Raw genomic sequence first — 23,375 nt, 5'->3', positions numbered from 1 at the left:
GGGGGGCCGCGGGGGTGGGGGCGGCTTCGGCGGTGGGGGGGGGGGGGGGGGGGGGGGGGGGGGGGGGGGCCCCGGGGGGGGGGGGGGGGGGGGGGGGGGCCCCCCCCCCCCCCCCCCGCTCCCCGCCCGTGCGTGAGGGCGGCCGTCGGCCCCTGGCCGTCAGCGGCCGACGAGCACCAGCGCCTGATCGAGCGCCTGCAGAAAGCGGTTGGTGGTCACACGGTCGCGTACGGCCAGCCGCAGCCACTCGGGGCCGAGCCCCGGAAAAGTGTCGCCGCGCCGCGCCGCGAAACCCAGCGTCCGCAGCCGCTCCCGCACCTGTGCGCCCTGCTCCAACCGGACCAGCACGAACGGTCCGTCGGCCGGCTCAGCCATCCGCACCTCGGCGAACTCCATGAGCCCCGCGACCAGATGGGCCCGGTCCACCGCGATCCGGTCCGCCGCCGCGGCCGCCTCGGCGAGCGCCCGCGGCTCCATGCACGCCTCGGCCGCCGCCAGCGCCGGCGAGGACACCGGCCACAGCGGCTGGGCCTCCTGCAGTGCGCCGATAACCTCCGGGGCAGCCAGTACGTAACCGATCCGCAGTCCCGCGAGCCCCCATGTCTTGGTGAGGCTGCGCAGCACGACGAGGCCGGGGATGTCCGTACGCCCGCACAGCGCCTCGCGCTCTCCCGGGACCGCGTCCATGAATGCCTCGTCGACCACCAACGTGCGTCCGGGGCGGGCCAGTTTCTCCAGTGCGGCCGCCGGATGCAGGACCGACGTCGGGTTGGTCGGATTGCCGACCACCACCAGATCCGCCTCATCGGGCACGGCCGCCGGATCCAGCCGGAAGCCGTCCTCGGCCCGCAGCAGCACCCGCCCCACCTCGTGCCCGGCCGCGCGCAGCGCCGCCTCGGGCTCGGTGAACTGCGGATGGACGACGACCGGCCGCCGGGCCGGCAGCGCCCGGGCGATCAGTACGAACGCCTCCGCCGCGCCCGCCGTCAACAACACCCGCTCCACCGGCAGCCCGTGCCGGTGAGCGACGGCGGCCCGCGCCGGGCCGCCGTCCGGGTAGACGGCGAGCGTGGCGAGAGAGGCGGATATCCGTTCCCGCAGCCAGGCCGGGGGCGTATCCGTGCGTACGTTGACGGCGAGATCGGTCAGATCCCGGCCGCGTACCTCCGCGTCACCGTGGTGCCGCAGATCGTGCCCGCCCGCGCTGTTCACGTCGGGACTCTCAGTGGGAGTGTGCATGACTTCCAGGGGGGTGTGGGGGGTGAGTTCATGACCGTGGGTGGAGCGACAGCAGGACGACTATGTGCCCGCCACCGGGCTCCACGCAACGGTCGGATCCGGATGCGCGTGCTACGCCCGCCGGGCCACCGCACACGTCACCTTCCCCGTCCGCCCCCGGGGGGTCGACTTCCGCTTCGGTACGAGCAGTTCGTCCGCGCCGACGAGAGCCGCCGCCTCCGCGACCGACGGCGTGCCGGTCACTGCGAGCGACACACCCGAGGGATTCGGCACGACGACCCCGGCCAGCTCGTCCGCGCGGTACGCACGCACCGGTACGCCCAGCCGCGCCGCCGCGCCGACGATCCCCGGCTCGCCCGCCTTGGCGTCGACGGTCGCCAACTCCACGACGGTGTGAGGCGGGAGACCGGCCTCGCGCAGTACGGAAAGGACGAGCCCCAGCACTTCGTCGACCGTCACACCGCTGCCCGCCCCGACCCCGACGACCAGCAGAGCCATGGGTGAGATCCTTTCGCGGACTCGAGGGAGGGGGCGGTCAGGGGACGCGGCAGCGGGGCCGATCGGCCGGCCGGAGTTCCGTGGCGGTGTTCGTCGCGCCCGGCGCGTTCCTGATGACCGCGGCGGGCGGCCGGGTCGCCCATGGCGTCACCGACCGCCGCCGCTGTGAGCATCGCGGAGCGGCGGTGTCATCCCGCGGCCCGCCGGACGAACCGCCGGGCGACGGCCGGCGCCGAAGCCCAGTGCGTATGCAGATAGCTGGCATGGACGCCCTGTTGCACGAAGCCCTCCACTCGCCGCTCCGGCAGATGCATGCCCCATGCGGGCGCGGGGCCGGCGCCCGGCTCCAGCACCGTCCGGTGGAACTCGTGCCCACGCAGCCGTGTGCCGACCGCGGCCAACGTACTGTCGGTGATCGCGACGGCCTCCCGGTAACCGAGCGTCAGACGCTTCGACATCCGGCCTTCGGCGTCGAGCACCCCGCACATCGGCAGTCCGTCGAGCGAACGCGAGAGATAGAGCAGCCCGGCGCACTCGGCGGCGACCGGTGCCCCGGCGGCCGCGAGATCGGCAACGGCCTTGCGGAGCGGCTCGTTGGCGGACAGCTCGGGGGCGTACACCTCCGGGAACCCGCCGCCGATCACGAGACCCCGGGTGCCCTCGGGCAGCGCCACGTCCCGCAGCGGATCGAACGTCACGACCTCCGCCCCGGCGGCGGCGAGGAGCTCACTGTGCTCCGCGTAGGAGAAGGTGAACGCAGGCCCCCCGGCCACGGCGATGACGGGCCGGCCGCGACCGGACCCGCCAGGGCCACCATCCTCCCGCCCGTCCGGTGTCCGCGGACCGGGGCCGGGCCCCGGGGCGGAGCCCCGGTTCCGGGAGGGGACGGGCAGCGGGACAGCCGTGTCGTAGGCGTCCCCGCCCCCCGCCGCACCCCGCACGGCCTCCGCCGGATCCCACGCCCCGGAACCCGCAGGCGACCGGGGCGCCGACCGGGCCAACGCCATCAACGCATCCAGATCGCACCCGTCGCCCACCTGCGCGCCCATCGCCGCGACTGCGGCCACCGCGGCGCCCCGCCGCTCGGCCACGGGCACCAGTCCGAGATGACGCGAGGGCGTGACCACCTGCTCGGCCCGCCGCAGCACCCCCATGACCGGCACACCGGACTCGTCCAGCGCATCCCGGAGCAGCATCTCGTGCCGGTCCGAGCCGACCTTGTTGAGGATCACCCCGCTGATCCGTACCTCCGGATCCCACGAGGCGAAGCCGTGCACCAGCGCGGCGACTGACCGCGACTGCGACGAAGCGTCCACGACCAGCACCACCGGCGCCCGCAGCAACTTCGCGACATGGGCGGTCGATGCCAAATCGCCCTGCCCAGCCCGTCGCCCGCTACCACCCTGCCTGAGCGCATTGCGCCCTGCCTGGATTCCAGCCCCGTCGTACAGCCCCATCACGCCCTCGACGATCGCCAGGTCGCACCCACGCGCCCCGTGCGCGAACAACGGAGCGACCAGCTCCGGCCCGCACATGTACGCGTCGAGGTTGCGCCCCGCCCGCCCGGTGGCCAGCGAGTGATAGCCGGGGTCGATGTAGTCGGGTCCGACCTTGTGCGGCGACACGGCGAGACCGCGCCGGGTGAATGCCGCCATCAGACCCGTCGCCACGGTGGTCTTGCCGCTGCCGGAGGCCGGCGCGGCAATCACCAGTCGCGGAATCGTCACCACTCGATGCCCCTCTGGCCCTTCTGCCCGGCGTCCATCGGGTGCTTCACCTTCGACATGTCGGTCACCAGATCGGCGGCCTCGACGAGCTTCTCCGGCGCATTGCGCCCGGTGATCACCACATGCTGCGTGCCGGGACGGTTGCGCATCACCTCGACCACCTCGTCGGTGTCGATCCAGCCCCAGTGCATCGGGTACGCGAACTCATCGAGCACGTACAGCTTGTACGTCTCGGCAGCCAGGTCACGCTTGACCTGTTCCCAGCCCTCCCGGGCCTTCTCCTCGTTGTCCGCGTTGTCGCCGTGCAGGCCGCGCTGCACCCACGACCAGCCCTCACCCATCTTGTGCCATGCGACCGTGCCGCCCTCGCCGCTCGCGCCGAGCACCTTCAGTGCGTTCTCCTCGCCGACCTTCCACTTCGCCGACTTGACGAACTGGAACACCCCGATCGGCCAGCCCTGGTTCCAGGCGCGCAGCGCGAGTCCGAACGCGGCCGTCGACTTGCCCTTGCCGATTCCGGTGTGGACGAAGAGCAGTGGACGGTTGCGGCGCTGGCGAGTCGTCAGCCCGTCGTCCGGCACGGTGGTCGGCTGTCCCTGCGGCATCAAGCGGCCCTCCTGTTGGATCCGTTGGTTCCCTGAACGTCCCTGACAAGTCCGGCGATCGAGTCGGCCCGCAGCTCGTCGAGCGTGACGGCGGTGCCGCCGAGCTCGCCCGCCAACCGGCCGGCCAGCCCGAGCCGCACGACCCCCGATTCGCAGTCCACGACGACGGACGCGGTGCCCTCGGCCTCGTGCAGCCGCGCGGCCCGCGCGGCCAGCGCCACCGGGTCCGGGCCACCGGTCGCCCGTCCGTCCGTCACCACGACCAGCAGCGGCCGCCGCGACGGATCGCGCAGCCGTTCCACCCGCAGCACGTCATGGGCCTTCAGCAGCCCCGCCGCGAGGGGGGTACGTCCACCGGTGGGCAGCGTCTCCAGGCGTGCGGCGGCCGTGTCCACGGACGACGTCGGCGGCAGCGCCACTTCGGCGCCCTTGCCCCGGAAGGTGATCAGACCGACCTTGTCCCGCCGCTGGTACGCGTCCAGCAGCAGCGACAGCACCGCGCCCTTCACGGCGCCCATGCGCTGCCGGGCGGCCATCGACCCGGATCCATCCACGACGAAGAGCACCAGGTTCCCCTCGCGCCCCTCCCTGGTGGCCTGCCGGAGATCATCGCGCCGCACCAGGAGGCCGCGCCCGGTGCGTCCGCGCGCGTGCTGGTGCGGGGCGGCGGCCTGCACGGTCGCCGTCAGATGCAGCTTGGTCAGCGGGCCCTCGGGCCGCCGCGCACCGGTCGTGCGACCGTGCTCGGTACGCGCCCGGGACCGCCTCCCTGCCGCACCCTCGCCGATCCCCGGCACGCTGAGCATCTTCGTCCGGAACGGCTCGGCAGCTCGTACGGGCTGCTGCTCACCGCCCCCGGCCGGGCGGCCCTGCGAGGGGAGTCCGGGCGTGTCGCCGTCCCCCGTCTCGGGCTGCGGCGGCGTGTCGGGCCCGTCCCCCTGCGGTGGCTGCCCACCCCCACCCGGCCCGTCCGGGTCGGGGTCGTCCCCGCCGCCGTCCCCTTCACCGCTGTTCTGCTCCAGCGTGTCGTCGAGCTTGTCCTCGTCGAGACCGGGCGCGTCGAACGGGTTGCGGCGGCGCCGGTGCGGGAGCGCGAGGAGCGCTGCCTGCCGGACGTCCTCGGCGAGCACGTCGGTACGTCCCGCCCACGCGGCCAGTGCGGTCGCGGTGCGGGCCATCACGATGTCGGCGCGCATCCCGTCGACCTCGAACGCCGCACAGGTGGCGGCGATCTGCCGCAGGGCACGGTCCCCGAGCACCACCTGGGGAAGCAGCGTCCGCGCGGCAACGATCCGCTCGCGCAACGCACCTTCCTCATCGGCCCACCGGGCGGCGAACCCGGCCGGATCGTCGTCGTAGGCGAGCCGCCGCCGCACCACCTCGACCCGCTGGTCGGTCTCGCGCGACGCCGCGACCTCGACGGTCAGCCCGAACCGGTCGAGCAACTGCGGCCGCAGCTCGCCCTCTTCGGGGTTCATCGTCCCGACGAGCAGGAACCGCGCGGCATGCCGTACGGAGACGCCTTCGCGCTCCACGTACGAGGCGCCCATGGCCGCCGCATCCAGCAGCAGGTCCACCAGGTGGTCGTGGAGCAGATTGACCTCGTCGACGTACAGGATTCCGCGATGTGCATCGGCGAGGAGCCCCGGCTCGAACGCCTTGACCCCGTCGGCGAGCGCCCGCTCGATGTCGAGCGCCCCGACGAGCCGGTCCTCGGACGCGCCCACCGGCAGCTCCACGGTCCGAGCCGCCCGCGACACGCCGCCCCCGGCCTCGTGAGGCCCATCCGGACAAGCGGGATCGGGCGACACCGGGTCGCAGGAGAACCGGCACCCGGAGACGACATCGACCTCGGGCATGAGCGCGGCAAGCGCACGCACGGCGGTGGACTTGGCGGTTCCCTTCTCCCCACGCACGAGCACACCACCGACAGCGGGCGATACGGCGTTCAGCAACAGTCCGAGCCGCAGATCGTCCTGCCCGACGATGGCAGTAAAGGGATACGGGGTACTCACAAAGCCTCCTCGACGACGTCATCCATCCATGAACCGGCGCCCCGTCCAGGCCCGCCGTCCAGCGTGTCCGGGCGGCTGCTCAGCCCGTACTGCGCCTGATTCCCGGGGGCGGCGGCGGAGCCCCGGCCACGGGAAGGGGCGGGGGCGGGAGACGAGCCCGCCGCGGGCGCTCCTCTCACGCCGACCCCCCGGCCACCCCGGCGCCACGCACCCCACGGGCCGCCGGCACCTCCGGGGCACCGGGGCCCACGAACGGCAGTCCTTCCGGCGCCCCCGCCTCGATCAGCCGCATCAGCGCCCCCGTATCCGCATGCTCCTCGATCAAATCCCCCAGCCGGTCCAGCTGTTCCTCCCGCAGCGCCCCGAAACTCGTGTCCGGCGCCGGCACGAACCGCCGTCCGGCAGCCTTCGCGACCTCCGCCAGGAACCGCCGCCGGAAGCCGTCGCTCTCCAGCGAGCCGTGCCAGTGCGTCCCCCACACCGCCCCCACCCGGCACCCGTCCAGGAACGGCTCGCCGCCCCGCACATCGGCGACCCCGTGATGGATCTCGTACCCCTCCACCGGCTCCCCGAGCGCCGAACCGACCGGCCGGGCCAGGGTCTTCTCCCGGTCGAACCGGATCCGTACCGGAAGCAGCCCGAGCCCATCGACCTGCCCGGCCCGCGACTCCACCTCGTCATCGATGCGCTCACCGAGCACCTGGAACCCGCCGCAGATACCGAGCACCGGACGTCCCTGCGCGGCCCGCCGCAGCAGCGCGTCGGCCATTCCCCGTTCGCGCAGCCAGGCCAGCGCCTTCACCGTGCCGCGGGTGCCGGGCACGATCACCAGGTCGGCGTCGGCCAGCTCCTCCGCCCGGTCCACGAACCGCACCACCACACCCGGTTCGGCGGCCAGCGCGTCCACGTCGGTGAAGTTCGACATCAGCGGCACCGCGCACACCGCGACCCGCAGCACGTCCTCGCCGTGCGGCGGCGCGACGACCGACTCGCGTACGGCCCCGCGCAGCGAGACCCGCAGCCCGTCCTCCTCGTCGATGCCCAGGCCATGGGCGAACGGCAGCACCCCGAACGTCGGCCGCCCGGTCAGCCCGTGCAGCATGTCGAGCCCCGGCTCCAGCAGCGAAACGTCGCCGCGGAACTTGTTGACCAGATAGCCCGCGATCAGCGCCTGGTCCTCGGCGCCGAGCAGCGCCGTCGTACCGAAGAAGGAGGCGAAGACACCGCCGCGGTCGATGTCGCCGACGACGACCACCGGGAACCGCGCGGCCCGCGCGATCCCCATGTTCACGATGTCGGTGCGGCGCAGATTGATCTCGGCCGGGCTGCCCGCCCCCTCGCAGATCACCGCGTCGTACGTGCCCCGAAGCTGCTCCAGACAGTCCACGACCGTGGAGAGCAGGGACTCCTGCCGCCCCCCGTGGTAGCCGCGTGCGCTCATCTCGCCCACCGGCCTGCCCATCAGGACGACCTGGCTGGAGCGGTCGCTGCCGGGCTTGAGCAGTACCGGGTTCATCAGCGCGGTCGGCTCCACCCGGGCCGCCTGGGCCTGCATCGCCTGCGCACGTCCGATCTCCGCGCCCTCGCGGGTGACGAACGAGTTCAGCGACATGTTCTGCGCCTTGAACGGCGCGACCTTCACCCCCTGGCGGACCAGCCAGCGGCAGATGCCTGCCGTGACGACGCTCTTGCCCGCGTCCGACGTGGTCCCGGCGACCAGCAGTCCGCCGCTCATGTTCCGCTCCGTCCCGCGGCCGGGCGCCGCCCCGTGGACGACCGCCGTCCCGCGATCAGCCGGCCCGCCGCGCACACGCCGAGGGCCAGCACCCCCACCCGGCGCGACAGCCGCACCGCGCGCTCGATGTCCTCGGTCCGCACCGCACGGCCGGCCGCGCCGTTCAGCACCGGCCGGTGCTCGACACGGCCGCCGTACGCGAGGGTCCCGCCGAGCCGTACGCCGAGCGCGCCCGCGAACGAGGCCTCCACCGGCCCCGCGTTGGGGCTCGGGTGGCTGCCGGCGTCGGCCCGCCAGGCCCGTACCGCCCGACGTGGATGCCCACCGGCAACCACGGCGAGCGCGGCCGTGAGCCGGGCACCGGGCCAGCCCACGACGTCGTCCAGCCGGGCCGAGGCCCAGCCGTAGCGCAGATGGCGGGGTGACTTGTGCCCGACCATGGCGTCGAGGGTGTTGACGGCCCGGAAGGCGACGAGTCCGGGCACGCCGCCCAGCGCGCCCCACACCAGCGCGCCGACCACCGCGTCGGAGGTGTTCTCGGCTACGGACTCCACCACGGCGCGGGCGATCTGCGGCCCGTCGAGGGAGTGCGGGTCGCGGCCGCACAGATGGGGGAGCCGCTCACGGGCCAGCGCGATGTCACCGGCGGACAGCGCGCGGCCGATGGCGCGGGCCTCCCGCCCCAGCGATGTGCCGCCGACGACCGACCAGGTGGCGGCGGCGGTGAGGGCGACGGATGCGGCGGGACGACGGCGTACGGCACGGGCGGCCAGCGCGGCTCCGGCCGCGGCGCCTCCGGCGCAGACCAGGGTGTGCAGTGCGCCCCACCCGCGGTGGTCGCGCCACAGGCGGCGCTCGACGGCCGCGGCGGCCCGTCCGAACGCGGCGACCGGATGCCGCCGGCGGGGATCACCGAGCAGCTGATCGCCGATCAGACCGGCCGTGGCGCCGTACGCGAAGATGCGGTCGGCTCGCACGGTTCAGCCGGCCGTTGCGCCTCGAAGGACCTTCGTACAGCCGGCTCCCGGTGGGAGCGGCACAGAAACGGACGACGACGCACGGCAGCCGGGCATGGCGATATGTCCTCACTCAGGGTCCGCGCCCTGGTTCGACGTGACCGGCGGCGAGAGTCTCCTGGCTCCCGGATCCGCAGTTCCCCCGGCCTTCCAGCCCGCCTGCGCGAGCCGTGACTTCCGGTGTGGGGGACTGCTCCCCGGTGACAGTGGCGGGACCGCGCCGGATTCGCACCGGCTTCCTCTGCTGTCGCCGTAAATGGCTCCGGCAGTCCACCACGCTCCGCGAATGCCCGTCAACCTGGCCTTGACCTGCGGTGGCGCAGTGTGCGCAGACGCACATCGGGCCGGACACACGCGAGGTGTGTCCGGCCCGACGGGACGTGCGGGTGGGTGCTCAGGCGACGATCAGATAGATCCCGTACGCGACCGCGGCCGCGCAGAGCCCGAAGCAGACGTAGGCGCCGGTGCGGGCGAGTACCAGGGAGCCCGAGCCGGAGCCGCCCTGCGCCGCCGGTTCCGGCTGCTTGGAGAGGCCGACGATGCCCAGGGTGAAGAGGCCCACCAGCGCCACGGTGACGACGAGCGAGACGCCGAAGACGGAGCCGAGAGCTGCCCAGTCGATGTTCATGGTGATCTGTCCTTACACCGTGGCGGGCCGCGCCGGATCGGCGACGGTTCCGGCCGGGGCCGGGATGGTGGACTTGAGGTCCGTGGCTGCGGTCGCGTCCGCCGTGGTGGCCGGAGCGGCGGCCCCGGTGGGCGGCGGGGTGACGGCCGCGATGGCGGTGGTGATGACACCCGCCGGTTCGGCGGCGGGAGCGACATCGCCGTGACCGACCGGCTTGCGGCGGGACAGCAGCCAGATGGCGGCGGAGCCGCCGATCAGCAGCATGGCGACGACGACGACACCCCAGGTGCCCTGCTTGGTGAGGAACTCCGCACCCGCACCGACCAGACCGGCGGCCGGCAGGGTCAGACCCCAGGCGACGAACATCCGGGTCGCGGTGGACCAGCGGACCACACCGCCCCGGCGGCCCAGGCCCGCACCCATCACCGCGCCGGAGCACGACTGGGTGGTGGAGAGGGAGAAGCCGAGGTGCGAGGAGGCCAGGATGACCGTGGCCGCGCTGGTCTGGGCGGCGAAGCCCTGCGGCGGCTTGAGTTCGGTGAGGCCACTGCCCATGGTGCGGATGATGCGCCAGCCGCCGAGGTAGGTGCCGAGCGCGATGGCCATACCCGCGGAGACGATGACCCAGACCGGCGGGTTGGAGCCGGGGGAGAGAACGCCGCCGGTGACCAGGGCGAGGGTGATGATGCCCATGGTCTTCTGCGCGTCGTTGGTGCCGTGGGCGAGCGAGACCAGTCCGGCCGAGGCGATCTGGCCGGCGCGGTAGCCCTTCGCGGTGGCCTTCTCCTGGGCGTCGTTACGGACCTTCCCGCTGATTCGGTACGTCAGCCTGGTCGCCAGCAGTGCGGCGAGACCGGCGACGACCGGGGCGGCGACCGCGGGGAGCAGCACCTTGGTGACGACGGTGCCGCCGTCGACCGAGGACCAGCCCGCCGACATCACCGCGGCGCCGATGAGACCGCCGAAGAGGGCGTGGGAGGAACTGGACGGCAGGCCGACCAGCCAGGTCAGCAGATTCCACAGAATGGCGCCGACGAGGGCCGCGAAGATGACTTCCGTCCGCAGCCCGTTCTCGTTGATGATCCCGCCGGAGATCGTTTTGGCGACCTCGACCGACAGGAACGCGCCGACCAGGTTGAGAGCGGCGGACATGGCCACCGCTGTCTTGGGTTTGAGAGCGCCGGTCGAGATGGTGGTCGCCATCGCGTTGGCGGTGTCATGGAAACCGTTCGTGAAATCGAACACTAGAGCTGTCACGATCACAATCGCGAGGAGCAGCGTGATGTGTTCCATTTACCCAGGCAATCGTTCGACGTCATTGGCTCGTGGACCGTAGGCAACCTGGGTGAACGGAAGATGAACTGGACGGGGCCCTGTGGTGACTCAAAGCGGAGTGGCGTTGATCGTTTCGCCAGCCGCATGGCAGCCGGGGGTCACCGCAGGGCGTGCGGTGGCCGGAATTCGCCGCCACGCCCCGTCCTGCGGGCCGCCGATTCCGAGGGCGAATCCGCCGGAAAATCCGACAAAGAGATGTCGGTCACCCGACGGTTCCCTGTCGCGCCCGCACCGCTGACAGGATTGCCCCATGAGCGATCGGGATGAGGACGGAAGCGGCGCAACAGCCGTGCAGGACACACAGGATGCACACGCCGCACATGACGCACAGGACGCCGTCGAGCGGGCCTGGCACGGCGTCGTCGCCACCGCTCGCAGGACCGCGGCGGAGGGCCTGGTCGTCGGGACCTCGGGCAATGTGTCGGCGCGGGTCGGCGACCTCGTCCTGGTCACGCCGAGCGGTGTGCCCTACGACCGGCTCGGCCCCGGTGACACCGTCGCCGTCGACCTGGAGGGCCGCCAGGTCCTCGGCGAACTGGTCCCGACCAGCGAACTCCCGATCCATCTGGCGGTCTACCGCAACAGCGACGCGGCCGCCGTCGTGCACACCCACGCCGTACACGCCACGGCCGTCTCCACCCTCGTCCCCGAGGTCCCGCTCGTGCACTACGCCGCCGCCATGCTCGGCGGCCCCGTCCGTACCGCGGCCTACGCGCGGTACGGAACGAAGGAGCTGGCCGACAACATGCTGGGCGCCCTGCGCGACCGCACCGGCTGTCTGCTCCGGAACCATGGGACCGTCACCTACGGATCCACCCTCGACGAGGCCTACGACCGCACCGCCCAGCTCGAATGGATGTGCAGGCTCTGGCTCACCGCCGTCTCCGTCCCCGGCCACTCCCCGTCCCTGCTCACCCGGGCCCAGCTGGACGAGGTGCAGGACGCCCTGAAGGGATACGGACAGCCCGGCTGACGGGAAGGGGCGCCCCCGTCCTGCCACCGGACGGCCCCCGCCCACTGGCACGGCGCGGCACGCCGCCCGACACTGAAGCGGTGCGCCCGGCTACAGCGACGGCAGCAGCCGTCATCACCGTCCTCGGCGTCGGCGCGGCAGCGGTCGCGGCCGGCCGGTACGCCAGCGACGCCGCCCTCCGGGTGCCGTCCGGCCGTCCCCTCCCCGCCGACCGCAAGCTCACCGTGCACGCCACGGCGGCCGGACAGGTCACGCTCACCCGCTCCTTTGCCGCGCTCCGGCCAGGTACGTACGGACTGATGGGCGACGGCGTCCACGCCGTCGTCGGCCCCGTGATCGAACAGGCGCCGCACGCCGCCGACGCCGTCGTGCGCCGACTGGAACGCGTCAACAGCGGCACCCTGGAACCCGGCACCCAGGTCCGGATCACCCCCGCGCTGCACAGCGGCGACCCGGGCACCGCCCTCGGACTCGACCACCAGGACGTCGAGATCCCCGGCGAACTCGGCTCCCTGCCCGCGTGGTTCCTGCCCGGCGCCCGGGACACCTGGGTCATCACCGTGCACGGCCTCGGCACCACCCGCGAGCACCCCATGAATGTCATGGAATTCCTGCACGGGCTGCGGCTCCCGGTCCTCGACCCGGCCTACCGAGGCGACCCCGGAGCCCCACGTTCCCCGGACGGCCTCGCCCACCTCGGCGAGTCCGAATGGCGAGACCTGGACGCGACGATCCGTTTCGCCGTGCGGTACGGCGCCGAGAAGGTCGTCCTGCACGGCTGGTCCACCGGCGCCTCGATGGCCCTGCACGCGGCCGTCAACTCCGCTCTCCGCGACCGGATCTGCGGCCTCGTCCTGGACTCCCCGGTGCTCGACTGGGCCACCACTCTGCGCGCCCTGGCAGCCGCCCACGGTGTGCCTTCCGCACTGATGCCGCTCGCCGTCCGCGCCGCCCAGGGCCAGACCGGACTCCACGGAGCCAGACTCCTCGACACCTCCATCCCGCCGGCTCTGCACGTCCCGACGCTGATCTTCCACGGCCCCGACGACACCCTGGCCCCCTGGCAGCCGTCCCGCGATCTCGCCGCGCGCCGCCCCGACCTGGTCGCCCTGCACCCCGTCCCGCAGGCTCCGCATGCGGCAATGTGGAATGCCGCTCCGGCCCGCTACGAAGAGACCATGCGGCGCTTCCTCACGCCCCTGATGTGACCTGATGCGATGGATCAACCGGTTGGTCCGGCCCCGGTCCACCGCCCCTTCCGTCGCGAATTCGGGTTCCGTTTGGGCTTTCGGGCCGTCAGAGGCAAGACTGCTCCCGTGACGTCCCGTACCCCGCGCGACTCCAGGCTGCGACTTGTCCGCCCGCGACCCCTTGCCACCGCCCGCAAGGTCGTGACCACCCGGCGCACCAGGCCGGCCCCCCGCCCGCCCGAGGGCACCCCGCCCCGTGCGGAACTGGCCCGCCAGGCCAGGGGCGCGCTGGCCGACGCCGTGCGGATCGCCCGCTGGGCCGCCGACGGCGCGAGCCCCGGCACGGCCCTGCTCGCCGCGCATGCTCTCGAACGGGCCGCGGCCGCACTGGAATTGTCCCCGGCACAGGTGCGCTCCGGCTGGGACCGGGCCCGTCTGGCCGGCCTTGTGGAGCTGCACGGCGAGACCGCACGCCCGGGCTGGCGGCTGCGTGCCTGGGACCGGGACGACTCCGCCGTGCTCCGCGGCTGGGTGGCGCTCTTCGACGCCTGGTCGCTCGTCCACCCGGCGCCCGAGGACATCGAGGCCACCGCGGTCGCCGAAGCCGTCGAGGCCGTGCCCCAGGTACTCTCCCTCCTCCAGCTCTCGGCGGGCCCGGTCACCGTGCCGGCCCTCCTCGATCTTCTCGGCCAGCGCGTCGCGGAACTCCACGAGGAGCGCTGCGAGGTGCCGTACGGGCCGCAGGCACTGCCCGAACCGCCCGAACCCGCCCCCACCGCGCACCCCGCGGCCCTGGTGGCGCGCCTCCTCGACTGGGCCCTGGAGGGACTGGCGGCCGTCGGCGCGCTCACGCTCGGCGTCGGCCACGCCACCCTCACCCCGCTCGGCAACTGGGCGGTCTGGGTCAAGCTGGAACAGATCTGCGTCGCCGCCCAGAGCCCGGCCGGGAACATCGAGCAGTCCGCCGCCGACATGCTGCTCGGCTGCGCCCGGCTCACCCCGGGGCCGGCCCGTGCCGAGTACCGTGCCTGGCTCGCCGCCCGCCCGGTCGGCAGCGCCGTCGCCGAACTGCTCGCCGTCGCCCGCGGTGAGGACGCACTGCTGCGCGGACTCGCCTTCGAAGCGCTCCGGGTCGTCGGCGCCCCCGCCGAGCCCGTGGTGCGCTCCGTCGTCACCGATGCGTCGCTGCGCCCGTACGCACTGATCTGGCTGGCCGAGTACGACGGAGCCGACCCCGAGGACGCCCAGGAGGTCCTCAGCCGCGAGGAATCCACCTGGCTCTGGGTCGACACTGCGGCGGCCGTCGCCGACCACGGCGAGACCGCGCTGCTGGTCCGCCATCTCGACTCGGCCGTCCAGGGCACCGTCCCGGCCCTGCTCGAAGAGGTACGGGCCGTCGGCCACCCCCGCACGGTCCAGGTGCTGGTGGCGCTGGCCGCCGCCCACCCGGATCCGGCCCTGGCCAAAGCCGTCCGCCGGGCGGCGTTCCAGGTGCACACCGGCGGCGCCTGACCGGCCCGCGGCAGGCCGTCCGGGGAGACGGACGCGTCAGCGCCTGTCCTCGGCCCGGCCGGGCCGGACCGAGGACGCAGATACTCAGTCCGCGGACCCCGGGGCGTACGTCCCGAAGCTCCACACATTGCCCTCCGCGTCCCGCGCCATGTAGTCGCGCGAGCCGTAGTCCTGGTCCGTGGGCGGCATCAGGATCTCCACGCCGTGCTCCACGGCCCGGGCGTGGTGCGCGTCGACCTCGTCCACCACCACGTACACCCCGCTCGGCCCCGCGCCCGCCATCGCCTCGGCGAAGACCCCCTCGCGGCCCTTCGAGCCCAGCATCACCCTGCCGTTGCCGCAGGACAGCTCCGCGTGCAGAACCGTGCCGTTCCTGCCCTCGTACACGGCTTCCTCGGTGAACCCGAGGCCCTGCGTGAGCGTCTTGATCGCGGCCTTCGCATCGTCGTACAGAATCGTCGGATAGATCGTCGGAACCCCGGCCGATGCGCCTGCCATGGCGCTCACCTCATTTCGCACTCCGCTTGACCTTCTGCTGTGATCTGCGTCTCAGTCTTCCACCGGCCACTGACAACGGCCCGGACCGGCTCAGCGGAAGGTGTTGCAGTCGGCCATGTCGCCGCTGCGGAAGCCGGCGGTGAACCACTGCTGGCGCTGCGCGGCCGAGCCGTGCGTCCAGGACTCGGGGGTGACCCGGCCCTGGAACCTCTCCTGGATCCGGTCGTCGCCGACCGCCGCGGCCGCATCGAGACCGTCCCGGATGTCCGCCGGTGTCACCGAGGTGATCAGCGGCCGACCGGTCAACTCGTCGGGCGTGGTCGTCGCGTGGTGCGCCCAGACCCCGGCGTAGCAGTCGGCCTGCAGCTCCACCTTCACCGCGTTGCTGTTCGAGCCCGTCCGGCCGTCCTGCGACCGGCTCAGCGTCCCCATCTGGTCCTGCACACGGTGGCCGTACTCGTGCGCGACGACGTACGCCTCGGCGAACGGGCCGCCGCTCGATCCGAACTTCGTCCGCAGATCGTCGAAGAACCCCAGGTCCAGATAGACCTGCCGGTCGCCGGGACAGTAGAACGGCCCGACCGCCGAGGTCGCGGCACCGCAGGCGGTGCCGATCCGGTCGGTGAACAGAACCGTCTTCGCGTCCGCGTACCGCGCGCCCCGCCGGGCGAACTCCCGGCGCCAGAAGTCCTGCACGCTGTTGACCACCGCGACCGTCCGGCAGTCGTCCCGGGTGTTCGCGTCCTGGCCGGTCCGGCAGCTCTGCTCGACCTGCGCCGCCGAGGACGCGGTCGCCGTGGTGCCCGAGTCGCCCGACGAAAGGCCCAGCTGGTCGGGGCCGACACCGAAGAACAGCCCCAGGATCAGCGCGATCACACCGATGATGCCGCCGCCCACCGTCGCCCTGCCGCCCGGGACCCGGCTGCCGCGCACATCCCGGACCTCGGACGTGTCCAGATCGGCGTCGTCGTCGAACTGCATGGGACACCACTCTCCGCTCCGGCCCCGGCCGCCTCACCGCCCTGCGCCGAGTATCGGACAGTTCATCCTCACCTGCCCGTTTTCGGTGACAGGGCGCAATGGGCCGGCGGCACTGGGCGATCGCCCGGTGGGTCCGGTGGGCGCAGTGGTGTCAGCACGCGGAAAAGCAGTTGCACACCGCCAGTAGAATGACCCCATGGCAATTCTCCTTGTGCACTAGACGGCGTCGAGATAACTCCGCCCGTCGTCCCGCCCGCCGTCCATACCGCCCTGGAGTTTTACCCGTGATCACCGCTTCCGGCATCGAGCTGCGTGCCGGCGCCCGCATCCTCATCGAGTCCGCCTCCTTCCGTATCGCCAAGGGCGACCGCATCGGTCTCGTCGGCCGCAACGGGGCGGGCAAGACCACCCTCACCAAGTGCCTCGCAGGCGAAGGCATGCCCGCCGGCGGGACCATCTCCCGCTCCGGCGAGGTCGGCTACCTCCCGCAGGACCCGCGCACCGGCGACCTCGAAGTCCTCGCCCGGGACCGCATCCTCTCCGCCCGTGGTCTCGACGAGATCCTGCGCAAGATGCGTGAGAACGAGGACCGGATGGCGAACGGCAAGGGCGCCACCCGCGAGAAGGCCATGAAGAAGTACGAGCGGCTGGAGACGGAGTTCCTCACCAAGGGCGGTTATGCCGCCGAGGCCGAGGCCGCCACCATCGCCGCCGCGCTCAGCCTGCCCGACCGGGTGCTCGGACAGCCGCTCCACACGCTCTCCGGCGGTCAGCGCCGCCGCGTCGAGCTGGCACGCATTCTCTTCTCGGACGCCGACACCCTGCTCCTCGACGAGCCGACCAACCACCTCGACGCCGACTCGATCGTCTGGCTGCGCGACTACCTCAAGAGCTACCGCGGCGGCTTCATCGTGATCTCCCACGATGTCGACCTCGTCGAGACAGTCGTCAACAAGGTCTTCTACCTCGACGCCAACCGCTCGCAGATCGACGTCTACAACATGGGCTGGAAGCTCTACCAGCAGCAGCGTGAGGCCGACGAGAAGCGCCGCAAGCGCGAGCGTCAGAACGCCGAGAAGAAGGCCGCGGCCCTCAACTCGCAGGCCGACAAGATGCGCGCCAAGGCCACCAAGACCGTCGCCGCGCAGAACATGGCCAAGCGCGCCGAGCGGCTGCTCTCCGGCCTGGAGGCCGTCCGCGTCTCCGACAAGGTCGCCAAGCTGCGCTTCCCCGAGCCCTCGCCGTGCGGCAAGACCCCCCTGATGGCGGAGGGGCTGTCCAAGTCCTACGGCTCGCTCGAAATCTTCACCGACGTGGATCTCGCCATCGACAAGGGCTCCCGCGTCGTCATCCTCGGCCTCAACGGTGCGGGCAAGACCACCCTGCTGCGGCTCCTCGGCGGCGCCGAGAAGCCGGACACCGGCGAGGTCATCGAGGGGCACGGGCTCAAGCTCGGTTACTACGCGCAGGAGCACGAGACCCTCGACCCGGAACGCTCCGTCCTGGAGAACATGCGCTCCGCCGCCCCGGACCTCGACCTCGTCGAGGTCCGCAAGACGCTGGGTTCGTTCCTCTTCTCCGGCGACGACGTCGACAAGCCGGCCGGGGTGCTCTCCGGCGGTGAGAAGACCCGCCTCGCGCTGGCGACCCTGGTGGTCTCCTCCGCGAACGTACTGCTCCTCGACGAGCCGACGAACAACCTCGACCCGGCCAGCCGCGAGGAGATCCTCGGCGCGCTGCGCACGTACAAGGGCGCGGTCGTTCTCGTCACGCACGACGAGGGTGCGGTCGAGGCGCTCCAGCCCGAACGGATCATCCTGCTGCCGGACGGCGTCGAGGACCTGTGGGGCGCGGACTACCGGGACCTGGTCGCGCTGGCCTGATCCACTCCGACTGGATCATTCGGCCCAGACGTGATCCATCATCTGTGTGAGGACCTCTCGTACCTCGCCGCGGCGCCCGGCAGATACCTGCCGGGCGCACCCATGTGGGGTCCGATCCTCCCGTACGGCCCTGACCTGGCCGTTCATCTCGGACCCGCGGCGACACGCCCCTGTCGCCCTACGGAATGCTGGATTCCGGTTGTGATGGCGTATTCCCGGGGTGCCAAACCGGTTGTACGGACCTTGCCGAATGGGTGGCCAGGAAGCCCGCGAGGGGTGATCATGAGAGTCCAGAGCGCACTTCCCATGAGGAGGCACGGGTGGCCGAGACTCTGAAGAAGGGCAGCCGGGTTACCGGCGCCGCGCGTGACAAGCTCGCGGCAGACCTGAAGAAGAAGTACGACTCCGGTGCGAGCATCCGGGCGTTGGCCGAAGAGACCGGCCGCTCCTACGGATTCGTCCACCGGATGCTCAGCGAGTCCGGAGTCACGCTGCGAGGGCGTGGCGGAGCAACACGAGGCAAGAAGGCCGCCGCGGCCTGACGGCCGTCGGCGGATCGGGGCGCGTCGCTGGACGGACGCGTTCCGAGGGCTCACCTGTTTCGGAGGTGGCCACCCGGTAGGTCGCGTGATCGACCGGGTGGTTACTGTTCAGTCACTTAGCTCGACCTGCTGACTGCACCCGATCCCGGAGGCGCCCCATGACCTCGCTCGACTCTGTGCTCGACCAGGACGGCGTACGACTCACCGTCGATGACGCGGTTGCCACGGTGTCCCTCACCAACTCGGCCAAGCGCAACGCTCAGTCCCCCGCTCTGTGGCGGGCGTTGACGGCGGCCGGAAGGGCACTGCCCGGCAGCGTGCGGGTTGTCGTGCTGCGCGGCGAGGGGAAATCCTTCTCCGCCGGCCTCGACCGGCAGGCGTTCACCCCTGAGGGGTTCGACGGTGAGCCGTCGTTCCTGGACCTGGCGCGCGGCTCGGAGTCCGAGCTCGACGCGACCATCGCCGAGTACCAGGAGGCGTTCTCCTGGTGGCGCCGCAACGACATCGTGTCCATCGCAGCCGTGCAGGGACATGCCATCGGTGCCGGCTTCCAGCTCGCCCTCGCGTGCGATCTGCGGATCGTCGCCGAGGACGTGCAGTTCGCCATGCGCGAGACCAGCCTGGGCCTGGTCCCGGACCTCACCGGCACGCACCCTCTGGTGAACCTGGTGGGGTATGCCCGTGCGCTCGAGATCTGTGCCACCGGCCGCTTCGTGCACGCGGAGGAGGCCGAGCGCACCGGTCTCGCCAACCTCGTCGTCCCCGCCGACCAGCTCGACGAGGCGGCCCGCGACCTGTCCGCAGCACTGCTGGCGGCTCCGCGCGACGCCGTCATCGAGACCAAGGCGCTGCTGAGTGGTGCCGTCTCGCGCACGTACGAGGACCAGCGCACCGCCGAACGCGCGGCGCAGGGCCGTCGGCTGCGAGACCTGGCGGGCGTCACCGACTGAGAGCACGGCACCGGCCGGGCGACGAACCGCCCGGCCGCCCCTCTCAGTGCTTCTCCACCACCGCGGTGACCAGCACGGTGACCGGCGGGTGCCCGTGCACGGCCTCCGACACCGCCGTGCGCACCGCCAGCGCCACGTCGAGTGCCCGGTGGTCCCCGGACGTCGCCAGTTCGACCCGCACATGGTCCGGGGCCGTGTGCACCGCGCTGCCCAGCACCCGGGTCAGTGCCGCGACGCCGGGGACCCCGGCGGCCGCGGTCCCTGCCACGCCCTCCGGCTCCGCTCCACGCACCGCGGACGGCTCCGGTGCCGGCCGTCCGGGGACCGTGTCCAGCAGCTCCGTCACCCGTAGGTCCACCTCGCCGACCACCAGGCCGAGCCGTTGTGCGGCTGCTGTCAGCAGCGCCGAGCGCAGTGCGGCGGCGGCGGTGGGCAGTGGCCGGTCGGCCGTTGCCGACATCGTCGCCTCGATCCGCAGCGGCCCGGGCAGCAGCGCACTGGGCGGGGCCGGCAGTGCCGGGTCCGGGGCGGATTCGGGATCCGCCACCGCGATCCGTACCTCACCGAGCACGGGGCCGGGGCCGGGCGTGTCCACCGTCCGGCGCAGCACCGCGACGGCGGCTCGCTCCGAGATCCACGCGCCGTCCGCCGGACCGCCCAGAGGGAGCAATCGGCCCAGGCCGAGCCTCTGTCGTACCGCAGCTGTCCATCCGTCGGCCCTGTGCGGGCTGTCAGCCGTCGTCATTGCCCCAGCCTGCCGCATCCGCGGCGCGAGATGGGGCAAGCACACTTAATGTGGGCAACGAAGTCCGACCCTGCCCTGAAGGGAAGTGTGGCGATGACCGACACCCCACAGCGGAACCGGCCCGAGAACCCCGACCAGGCGACGGGGGACGACAGCAGAAGGAGTCCGCTGACCAAGCGCGGCGGGGGAGACCCCGCCACCCGCGGCCGTACCACCATCGCGGACGGTGTGGTCGAGAAGATCGCCGGCATGGCGGCGCGCGACGTGGTCGGTGTCCATGCGATGGGAAGCGGCCTCTCCCGTACGTTCGGCGCGGTGCGTGACCGGGTCCCCGGCGGCGGCAAGTCCGTGACCCGCGGCGTCAAGGCGGAGGTCGGCGAGTCGCAGACCGCGCTCGACCTGGAGATCGTCGTCGACTACGGCGTCTCGATCTCCGATGTCGCCCGTGATGTGCGGGAGAACGTCATTGCGGCGGTCGAAAGGATGACCGGCCTCGAGGTCGTCGAGGTCAATATCGCGGTCAGCGATGTGAAGCTGCCCGACGAGGAGGACGAGGACCAGTCCGAGCCACGTCTCCAGTAAGCCTCCCACCCGAGGCAGTTGAGGAGCGCACGATGAGCATGGCTGTGGTCGGCCTGGTGGCCGGCATGGCGCTCGGGTTCGCCGGATACTTCGGCGGATTCGGGGCCTTTCTGCTGGTCGCGGCGTTGGGAGCGGTCGGCTTCATCGCCGGTCGTTTCCTCGACGGCGATCTGGAACCCGGCGACTTCTTCCGGAGTCGCGAGCGCGGCGACCGACGGCGATGACGGAGTTGTCGGGGGTACTCGGCCGGATCCCTGCCGCGGAACGCGGGGAGACCAGGATCGCCGACCGGGTGGTCGCGAAGATTGCCGCGCAGGCAGCGAAGGAGGCGATCGACGAGCCGCCGAAGGAGGGTGCGTCCCCGCGTGCCACCGTCACGGTGCAACGCGACACCGCACGGGTACGGGTCAGTCTGGAACTCGGATACCCCACCGACATCGGCCGCCAGTGCGGTGCCGTGCGTCGGCGGGTCATCGAACGGGTAAGGGCGTTGGCGGGGATGGAAGTGCCCGAAGTGGCCGTACAGGTCGAGCGTCTGCACCCCGCGGGAGCGAGCGCCGCGGCACAGGGGAGGATCCGATGACCGAACCCCAGGACCCGGGGAACAGCACGAGGCGCCTGCCCGCCGTCGACCCTGTGGAACACGGCGGAGCGGTGGCCCTGGACCAGTCGGCCTCCGCCGCCTCGTACGACCCGGCGCCGACGAAGGAGGACGGCGGCGGTGCCGGCCGCTTCTGGTCAGCGCGCCGCGTCCCCGCCGGCCTCGTCGCGCTGGTGATCCTCGGCGGTGCAGGCCTGCTGCTGTACGACGTGGCGGCGGTGCGGGCCGACCATCCGGCGATGCGGTGGCGCCGCTCGCTCGCCGACGAACTGGCGCAACGCCCGCTGAACAACGTGTGGGTGCTGGTCGGAGCGGGGGTCGCCATGGCGATCGGCCTGTGGCTGATCGTCCTCGCCGCCACGCCCGGCCTTCGCGACCTGCTGCCGATGCGCCGTGACCGTCCCGGTGTACGGGCCGGGCTCGACCGCACCGCCGCCGCCCTGGTCCTGCGCGACCGGGCGGTGGAGGTGTCCGGCGTGCAGTCGGTGCGGGTCCGGATGGGGCGTGCCAAGGTCGCTGTGCGCGCCGTGTCGCATTTCCGTGAACTCGACGACGTTCGGGCCGACTTGGACACCGTGCTGGCCACGGGCATCGAGGAACTGGGTCTGGCGAAGCCGCCGAGCCTGTCGGTGCATGTCCGCCGTCCCACCAAGAAGGGGTGACCACGGTGCTCAGTACCGTCAACCGGGTACTGCTCGGACTCGCCGGCCTGGTGCTGATCTGCGGCGGCGGCGCGGTACTCGCCGCCGGGCTCGGTCTCTCCGTACCGTCCTGGTGGCCGTGGGACGGCAGGACCGACGTGCTGCTCTCCCAGGCCGACCGGGATCGCTGGCGCGCCGACGGCTGGTGGTGGCCCACCGTGATCGTGGTCCTCGCCGTGCTGGTCGTCCTCGCGCTGTGGTGGTTCCTCGCCCAGCTCCGCCGCGCCCGCCTCGCCGAGGTGCTGGTCGAGAGCGGCGACGGCGAGGGGGCGCTGCTGCGCGGCCGGGCCCTGGAGGGCGTGCTCGCCGGGGAGGCGGGGACACTGGACGGGGTGGCCCGTGCTCAGGTGACGCTCGTCGGCCGGCGCATTTCGCCGCAGGCCCGGATCAGGCTGCTGATGGAACCGCACGCGGCACCGGGCGAGGCGCTCGGCCGCCTCACGGACGAGGCACTGGCCCATGCGCGGGACTCGGCGGGGCTGGCGCAGCTACCGGCCGAGGTGCAGCTGCGGGCCGTCAAACACCGTGCCGAACGCGTGAGTTGACGGCGGGGACGTCCGGCAGCGGCACAATCCTGCCCGTCGAGGGTGCCTCCCGTGCCCTTGGGGCCATGGGGGAGATCGAGGGCAGGATCGGCCACCGGACGGCCCCGGCGCTCGCTCAGAACCCGTGCCGTACACCGCCGTCCACCGGCACCATGATCCCCGTCAGATACGACGCCGCGGGCGACAGCAGGAACGCCGCCGTCCGGCCGAACTCCTGCGGTGTGCCGTACCGGCGCAACGGAATGCGCGCCTCGGCCGCCGCACGGGACGCCTCCGCATCGCCGGACAGCGCGTCCAGCTCACGCACCCGGTCGGTGTCGATCCGGGCCGGCAGCACGCCCACCACGCGGATGCCCCGCGGGCCGAGCTCGTCGGCCAGGGACTTGGCGAATCCGGCCAGGCCCGGTCGCAGACCGTTCGAGATGGTCAGCCCGGCGATCGGCTCATGGACCGAGCCGGACAGCACGAAGCCGATCACCCCGCCCTCGCCGAGCGCCGCGGCCGCCGTACGCGCCAGCCGCACCGCACCCAGGAACACCGAATCGAATGCCGACTGCCACTGCTCGTCCGTGTTGTCCGCGACGAAGCCGGGAGCGGGCCCACCGACGCTGATCAGGATGCCGTCGAGCCGCCCGAACCGCTCATGGGCGGTGTCCACCAACCGCTGCGCGGCGGCGGGCTCCGCATTGTCGGCGGCGAGACCGACGGCGTCCGGCCCCAGTTCGGCGGCGGCCGCCTCGGCCCGCTTCTCGTCACGGCCGGTGATGATCACCTTCGCTCCGTCCGCCACCAGCTCCCGTGCCGTGGCGTTGCCCAGCCCCCGGGTCGCGCCGGTGACGATGTACACACGGTCCTTCAATTCAAGATCCATGGC

23 protein-coding genes, 1 pseudogene and 1 riboswitch are annotated in these 23,375 nt (G+C 72.5%); of the genes and pseudogenes, 11 read left to right on the top strand and 13 right to left on the bottom strand.

The features are described 5' to 3' along the window. Nucleotides 1-159: 159 nt before the first annotated feature. From cobC to ACFYP5_RS05455, 9 genes and pseudogenes are all read right to left on the bottom strand, one after another. Entirely contained in the window at nucleotides 160-1,239 is a 1,080-nt protein-coding gene (gene cobC, locus ACFYP5_RS05495) for an Rv2231c family pyridoxal phosphate-dependent protein CobC (protein ID WP_389030964.1), read from the bottom strand. A 117-nt stretch (nucleotides 1,240-1,356) separates the two neighbouring features. Next, nucleotides 1,357-1,737, bottom strand: a pseudogene (locus tag ACFYP5_RS05490) (cobalamin biosynthesis protein); the annotation flags it as partial. A gap of 188 nt (nucleotides 1,738-1,925) precedes the next feature. Then, entirely contained in the window at nucleotides 1,926-3,467 is a 1,542-nt protein-coding gene (locus ACFYP5_RS05485) for a cobyrinate a,c-diamide synthase (protein WP_389030961.1), read from the bottom strand. After that, nucleotides 3,461-4,069 (bottom strand): cob(I)yrinic acid a,c-diamide adenosyltransferase, encoded by a 609-nt coding sequence (gene cobO, locus ACFYP5_RS05480; RefSeq protein WP_030920034.1) that lies wholly within the window; start codon nucleotides 4,067-4,069, stop codon nucleotides 3,461-3,463. Before cobO ends, ACFYP5_RS05485 begins: the two co-directional genes overlap by 7 nt. Then, nucleotides 4,069-6,084, bottom strand: coding sequence for a putative cobaltochelatase (locus ACFYP5_RS05475; protein WP_389030958.1), 2,016 nt, complete (start codon nucleotides 6,082-6,084; stop codon nucleotides 4,069-4,071). Before ACFYP5_RS05475 ends, cobO begins: the two co-directional genes overlap by 1 nt. Nucleotides 6,085-6,259: 175 nt before the next feature. Continuing rightward, nucleotides 6,260-7,819: a cobyric acid synthase gene (locus ACFYP5_RS05470; protein WP_389030955.1), complete on the bottom strand. Its 1,560-nt coding sequence runs from the start codon at nucleotides 7,817-7,819 to the stop codon at nucleotides 6,260-6,262. Continuing rightward, nucleotides 7,816-8,796, bottom strand: a complete 981-nt coding sequence (locus ACFYP5_RS05465; protein ID WP_389030952.1) for a cobalamin biosynthesis protein — start codon at nucleotides 8,794-8,796, stop codon at nucleotides 7,816-7,818. Before ACFYP5_RS05465 ends, ACFYP5_RS05470 begins: the two co-directional genes overlap by 4 nt. Before the next feature lie 150 nt (nucleotides 8,797-8,946). Further along, nucleotides 8,947-9,078: riboswitch (cobalamin riboswitch) on the bottom strand. Nucleotides 9,079-9,229: 151 nt separating this feature from the next. Beyond that, a complete protein-coding gene (locus ACFYP5_RS05460) occupies nucleotides 9,230-9,463 on the bottom strand; it encodes a hypothetical protein (protein ID WP_389030949.1) in 234 nt (77 codons plus the stop codon). Nucleotides 9,464-9,475: 12 nt separating this feature from the next. Beyond that, complete coding sequence (locus tag ACFYP5_RS05455; RefSeq protein ID WP_389030946.1) at nucleotides 9,476-10,756, bottom strand: anion permease; 1,281 nt, start codon at nucleotides 10,754-10,756, stop codon at nucleotides 9,476-9,478. Nucleotides 10,757-11,048: 292 nt separating this feature from the next. Between ACFYP5_RS05455 and ACFYP5_RS05450 the strand changes: the two genes are divergently transcribed. From ACFYP5_RS05450 to ACFYP5_RS05440, 3 genes are all read left to right on the top strand, one after another. Then, nucleotides 11,049-11,771, top strand: a complete 723-nt coding sequence (locus ACFYP5_RS05450; RefSeq protein ID WP_389030944.1) for a class II aldolase/adducin family protein — start codon at nucleotides 11,049-11,051, stop codon at nucleotides 11,769-11,771. Between the two features lie 80 nt (nucleotides 11,772-11,851). Beyond that, complete coding sequence (locus tag ACFYP5_RS05445) at nucleotides 11,852-12,979, top strand: alpha/beta hydrolase (RefSeq protein WP_389030941.1); 1,128 nt, start codon at nucleotides 11,852-11,854, stop codon at nucleotides 12,977-12,979. Nucleotides 12,980-13,162: 183 nt separating this feature from the next. Beyond that, a complete protein-coding gene (locus tag ACFYP5_RS05440) occupies nucleotides 13,163-14,473 on the top strand; it encodes a hypothetical protein (RefSeq protein ID WP_389032904.1) in 1,311 nt (436 codons plus the stop codon). An 84-nt stretch (nucleotides 14,474-14,557) separates the two neighbouring features. Here the strand turns inward: ACFYP5_RS05440 and ACFYP5_RS05435 are convergent, their stop codons facing one another. After that, on the bottom strand, nucleotides 14,558-14,971 hold the full coding sequence (locus ACFYP5_RS05435; protein WP_389030938.1) for a VOC family protein: 414 nt from the start codon (nucleotides 14,969-14,971) through the stop codon (nucleotides 14,558-14,560). A 90-nt stretch (nucleotides 14,972-15,061) separates the two neighbouring features. Beyond that, entirely contained in the window at nucleotides 15,062-15,952 is an 891-nt protein-coding gene (locus ACFYP5_RS05430) for a neutral zinc metallopeptidase (protein WP_389030936.1), read from the bottom strand. A 284-nt stretch (nucleotides 15,953-16,236) separates the two neighbouring features. Between ACFYP5_RS05430 and ACFYP5_RS05425 the strand changes: the two genes are divergently transcribed. The 3 genes from ACFYP5_RS05425 (at nucleotide 16,237) to ACFYP5_RS05415 (ending at nucleotide 19,327) form a co-directional block, all read left to right on the top strand. Continuing rightward, nucleotides 16,237-17,835 carry an ABC-F family ATP-binding cassette domain-containing protein gene (locus tag ACFYP5_RS05425; RefSeq protein WP_389030933.1) on the top strand — a complete coding sequence of 533 codons (1,599 nt, stop codon included), beginning with the start codon at nucleotides 16,237-16,239 and terminating at the stop codon, nucleotides 17,833-17,835. A 320-nt stretch (nucleotides 17,836-18,155) separates the two neighbouring features. Continuing rightward, nucleotides 18,156-18,377 carry a helix-turn-helix domain-containing protein gene (locus ACFYP5_RS05420; protein ID WP_007263382.1) on the top strand — a complete coding sequence of 74 codons (222 nt, stop codon included), beginning with the start codon at nucleotides 18,156-18,158 and terminating at the stop codon, nucleotides 18,375-18,377. Nucleotides 18,378-18,535: 158 nt separating this feature from the next. Continuing rightward, nucleotides 18,536-19,327, top strand: coding sequence for an enoyl-CoA hydratase/isomerase family protein (locus tag ACFYP5_RS05415; protein ID WP_389030931.1), 792 nt, complete (start codon nucleotides 18,536-18,538; stop codon nucleotides 19,325-19,327). Between the two features lie 43 nt (nucleotides 19,328-19,370). Here the strand turns inward: ACFYP5_RS05415 and ACFYP5_RS05410 are convergent, their stop codons facing one another. Then, nucleotides 19,371-20,072, bottom strand: coding sequence for a hypothetical protein (locus tag ACFYP5_RS05410; protein WP_389030929.1), 702 nt, complete (start codon nucleotides 20,070-20,072; stop codon nucleotides 19,371-19,373). Between the two features lie 93 nt (nucleotides 20,073-20,165). Between ACFYP5_RS05410 and ACFYP5_RS05405 the strand changes: the two genes are divergently transcribed. Genes ACFYP5_RS05405 through amaP form a run of 5 tightly spaced genes read left to right on the top strand, consistent with a single transcriptional unit; the run spans nucleotide 20,166 to nucleotide 22,501 of the window. Continuing rightward, nucleotides 20,166-20,654, top strand: coding sequence for an Asp23/Gls24 family envelope stress response protein (locus ACFYP5_RS05405; protein WP_389030926.1), 489 nt, complete (start codon nucleotides 20,166-20,168; stop codon nucleotides 20,652-20,654). Between the two features lie 32 nt (nucleotides 20,655-20,686). Beyond that, nucleotides 20,687-20,878: a hypothetical protein gene (locus ACFYP5_RS05400; protein WP_030920082.1), complete on the top strand. Its 192-nt coding sequence runs from the start codon at nucleotides 20,687-20,689 to the stop codon at nucleotides 20,876-20,878. Next, nucleotides 20,875-21,237 carry a hypothetical protein gene (locus ACFYP5_RS05395; RefSeq protein WP_389030924.1) on the top strand — a complete coding sequence of 121 codons (363 nt, stop codon included), beginning with the start codon at nucleotides 20,875-20,877 and terminating at the stop codon, nucleotides 21,235-21,237. The genes ACFYP5_RS05400 and ACFYP5_RS05395 overlap by 4 nt, the downstream gene beginning before the upstream one ends. Next, nucleotides 21,234-21,917: a DUF6286 domain-containing protein gene (locus ACFYP5_RS05390; RefSeq protein WP_389030921.1), complete on the top strand. Its 684-nt coding sequence runs from the start codon at nucleotides 21,234-21,236 to the stop codon at nucleotides 21,915-21,917. The genes ACFYP5_RS05395 and ACFYP5_RS05390 overlap by 4 nt, the downstream gene beginning before the upstream one ends. Before the next feature lie 5 nt (nucleotides 21,918-21,922). Continuing rightward, entirely contained in the window at nucleotides 21,923-22,501 is a 579-nt protein-coding gene (gene amaP / locus ACFYP5_RS05385; protein ID WP_389030919.1) for an alkaline shock response membrane anchor protein AmaP, read from the top strand. A gap of 115 nt (nucleotides 22,502-22,616) precedes the next feature. Here amaP and ACFYP5_RS05380 read toward each other — a convergent pair whose 3' ends face one another. Continuing rightward, nucleotides 22,617-23,372, bottom strand: a complete 756-nt coding sequence (locus ACFYP5_RS05380) for an SDR family oxidoreductase (RefSeq protein WP_389030916.1) — start codon at nucleotides 23,370-23,372, stop codon at nucleotides 22,617-22,619. Nucleotides 23,373-23,375: the final 3 nt, after the last annotated feature.

This window comes from Streptomyces sp. NPDC005262, from assembly GCF_042872425.1.
Classification (GTDB): Bacteria; Actinomycetota; Actinomycetes; order Streptomycetales; family Streptomycetaceae; genus Streptomyces.
This window is presented reverse-complemented; position numbering and strand designations above follow the sequence as displayed.

What these genes read in the sequence shown, in the direction of transcription:
- ACFYP5_RS05450 (WP_389030944.1), top strand. Translation starts at nt 11,049, where the DNA reads ATGAGCGATCGGGATGAGGACGGAAGCGGCGCAACAGCCGTGCAGGAC.
- ACFYP5_RS05395 (WP_389030924.1), top strand. Translation starts at nt 20,875, where the DNA reads ATGACGGAGTTGTCGGGGGTACTCGGCCGGATCCCTGCCGCGGAACGC.
- ACFYP5_RS05405 (WP_389030926.1), top strand. Translation starts at nt 20,166, where the DNA reads ATGACCGACACCCCACAGCGGAACCGGCCCGAGAACCCCGACCAGGCG.
- ACFYP5_RS05380 (WP_389030916.1), bottom strand. Translation starts at nt 23,372, where the DNA reads ATGGATCTTGAATTGAAGGACCGTGTGTACATCGTCACCGGCGCGACC.
- ACFYP5_RS05470 (WP_389030955.1), bottom strand. Translation starts at nt 7,819, where the DNA reads ATGAGCGGCGGACTGCTGGTCGCCGGGACCACGTCGGACGCGGGCAAG.
- ACFYP5_RS05410 (WP_389030929.1), bottom strand. Translation starts at nt 20,072, where the DNA reads ATGACGACGGCTGACAGCCCGCACAGGGCCGACGGATGGACAGCTGCG.
- ACFYP5_RS05435 (WP_389030938.1), bottom strand. Translation starts at nt 14,971, where the DNA reads ATGGCAGGCGCATCGGCCGGGGTTCCGACGATCTATCCGACGATTCTG.
- ACFYP5_RS05460 (WP_389030949.1), bottom strand. Translation starts at nt 9,463, where the DNA reads ATGAACATCGACTGGGCAGCTCTCGGCTCCGTCTTCGGCGTCTCGCTC.
- ACFYP5_RS05400 (WP_030920082.1), top strand. Translation starts at nt 20,687, where the DNA reads ATGAGCATGGCTGTGGTCGGCCTGGTGGCCGGCATGGCGCTCGGGTTC.
- ACFYP5_RS05390 (WP_389030921.1), top strand. Translation starts at nt 21,234, where the DNA reads ATGACCGAACCCCAGGACCCGGGGAACAGCACGAGGCGCCTGCCCGCC.
- ACFYP5_RS05430 (WP_389030936.1), bottom strand. Translation starts at nt 15,952, where the DNA reads ATGCAGTTCGACGACGACGCCGATCTGGACACGTCCGAGGTCCGGGAT.
- cobO (WP_030920034.1), bottom strand. Translation starts at nt 4,069, where the DNA reads ATGCCGCAGGGACAGCCGACCACCGTGCCGGACGACGGGCTGACGACT.
- ACFYP5_RS05415 (WP_389030931.1), top strand. Translation starts at nt 18,536, where the DNA reads ATGACCTCGCTCGACTCTGTGCTCGACCAGGACGGCGTACGACTCACC.
- ACFYP5_RS05455 (WP_389030946.1), bottom strand. Translation starts at nt 10,756, where the DNA reads ATGGAACACATCACGCTGCTCCTCGCGATTGTGATCGTGACAGCTCTA.
- cobC (WP_389030964.1), bottom strand. Translation starts at nt 1,239, where the DNA reads ATGCACACTCCCACTGAGAGTCCCGACGTGAACAGCGCGGGCGGGCAC.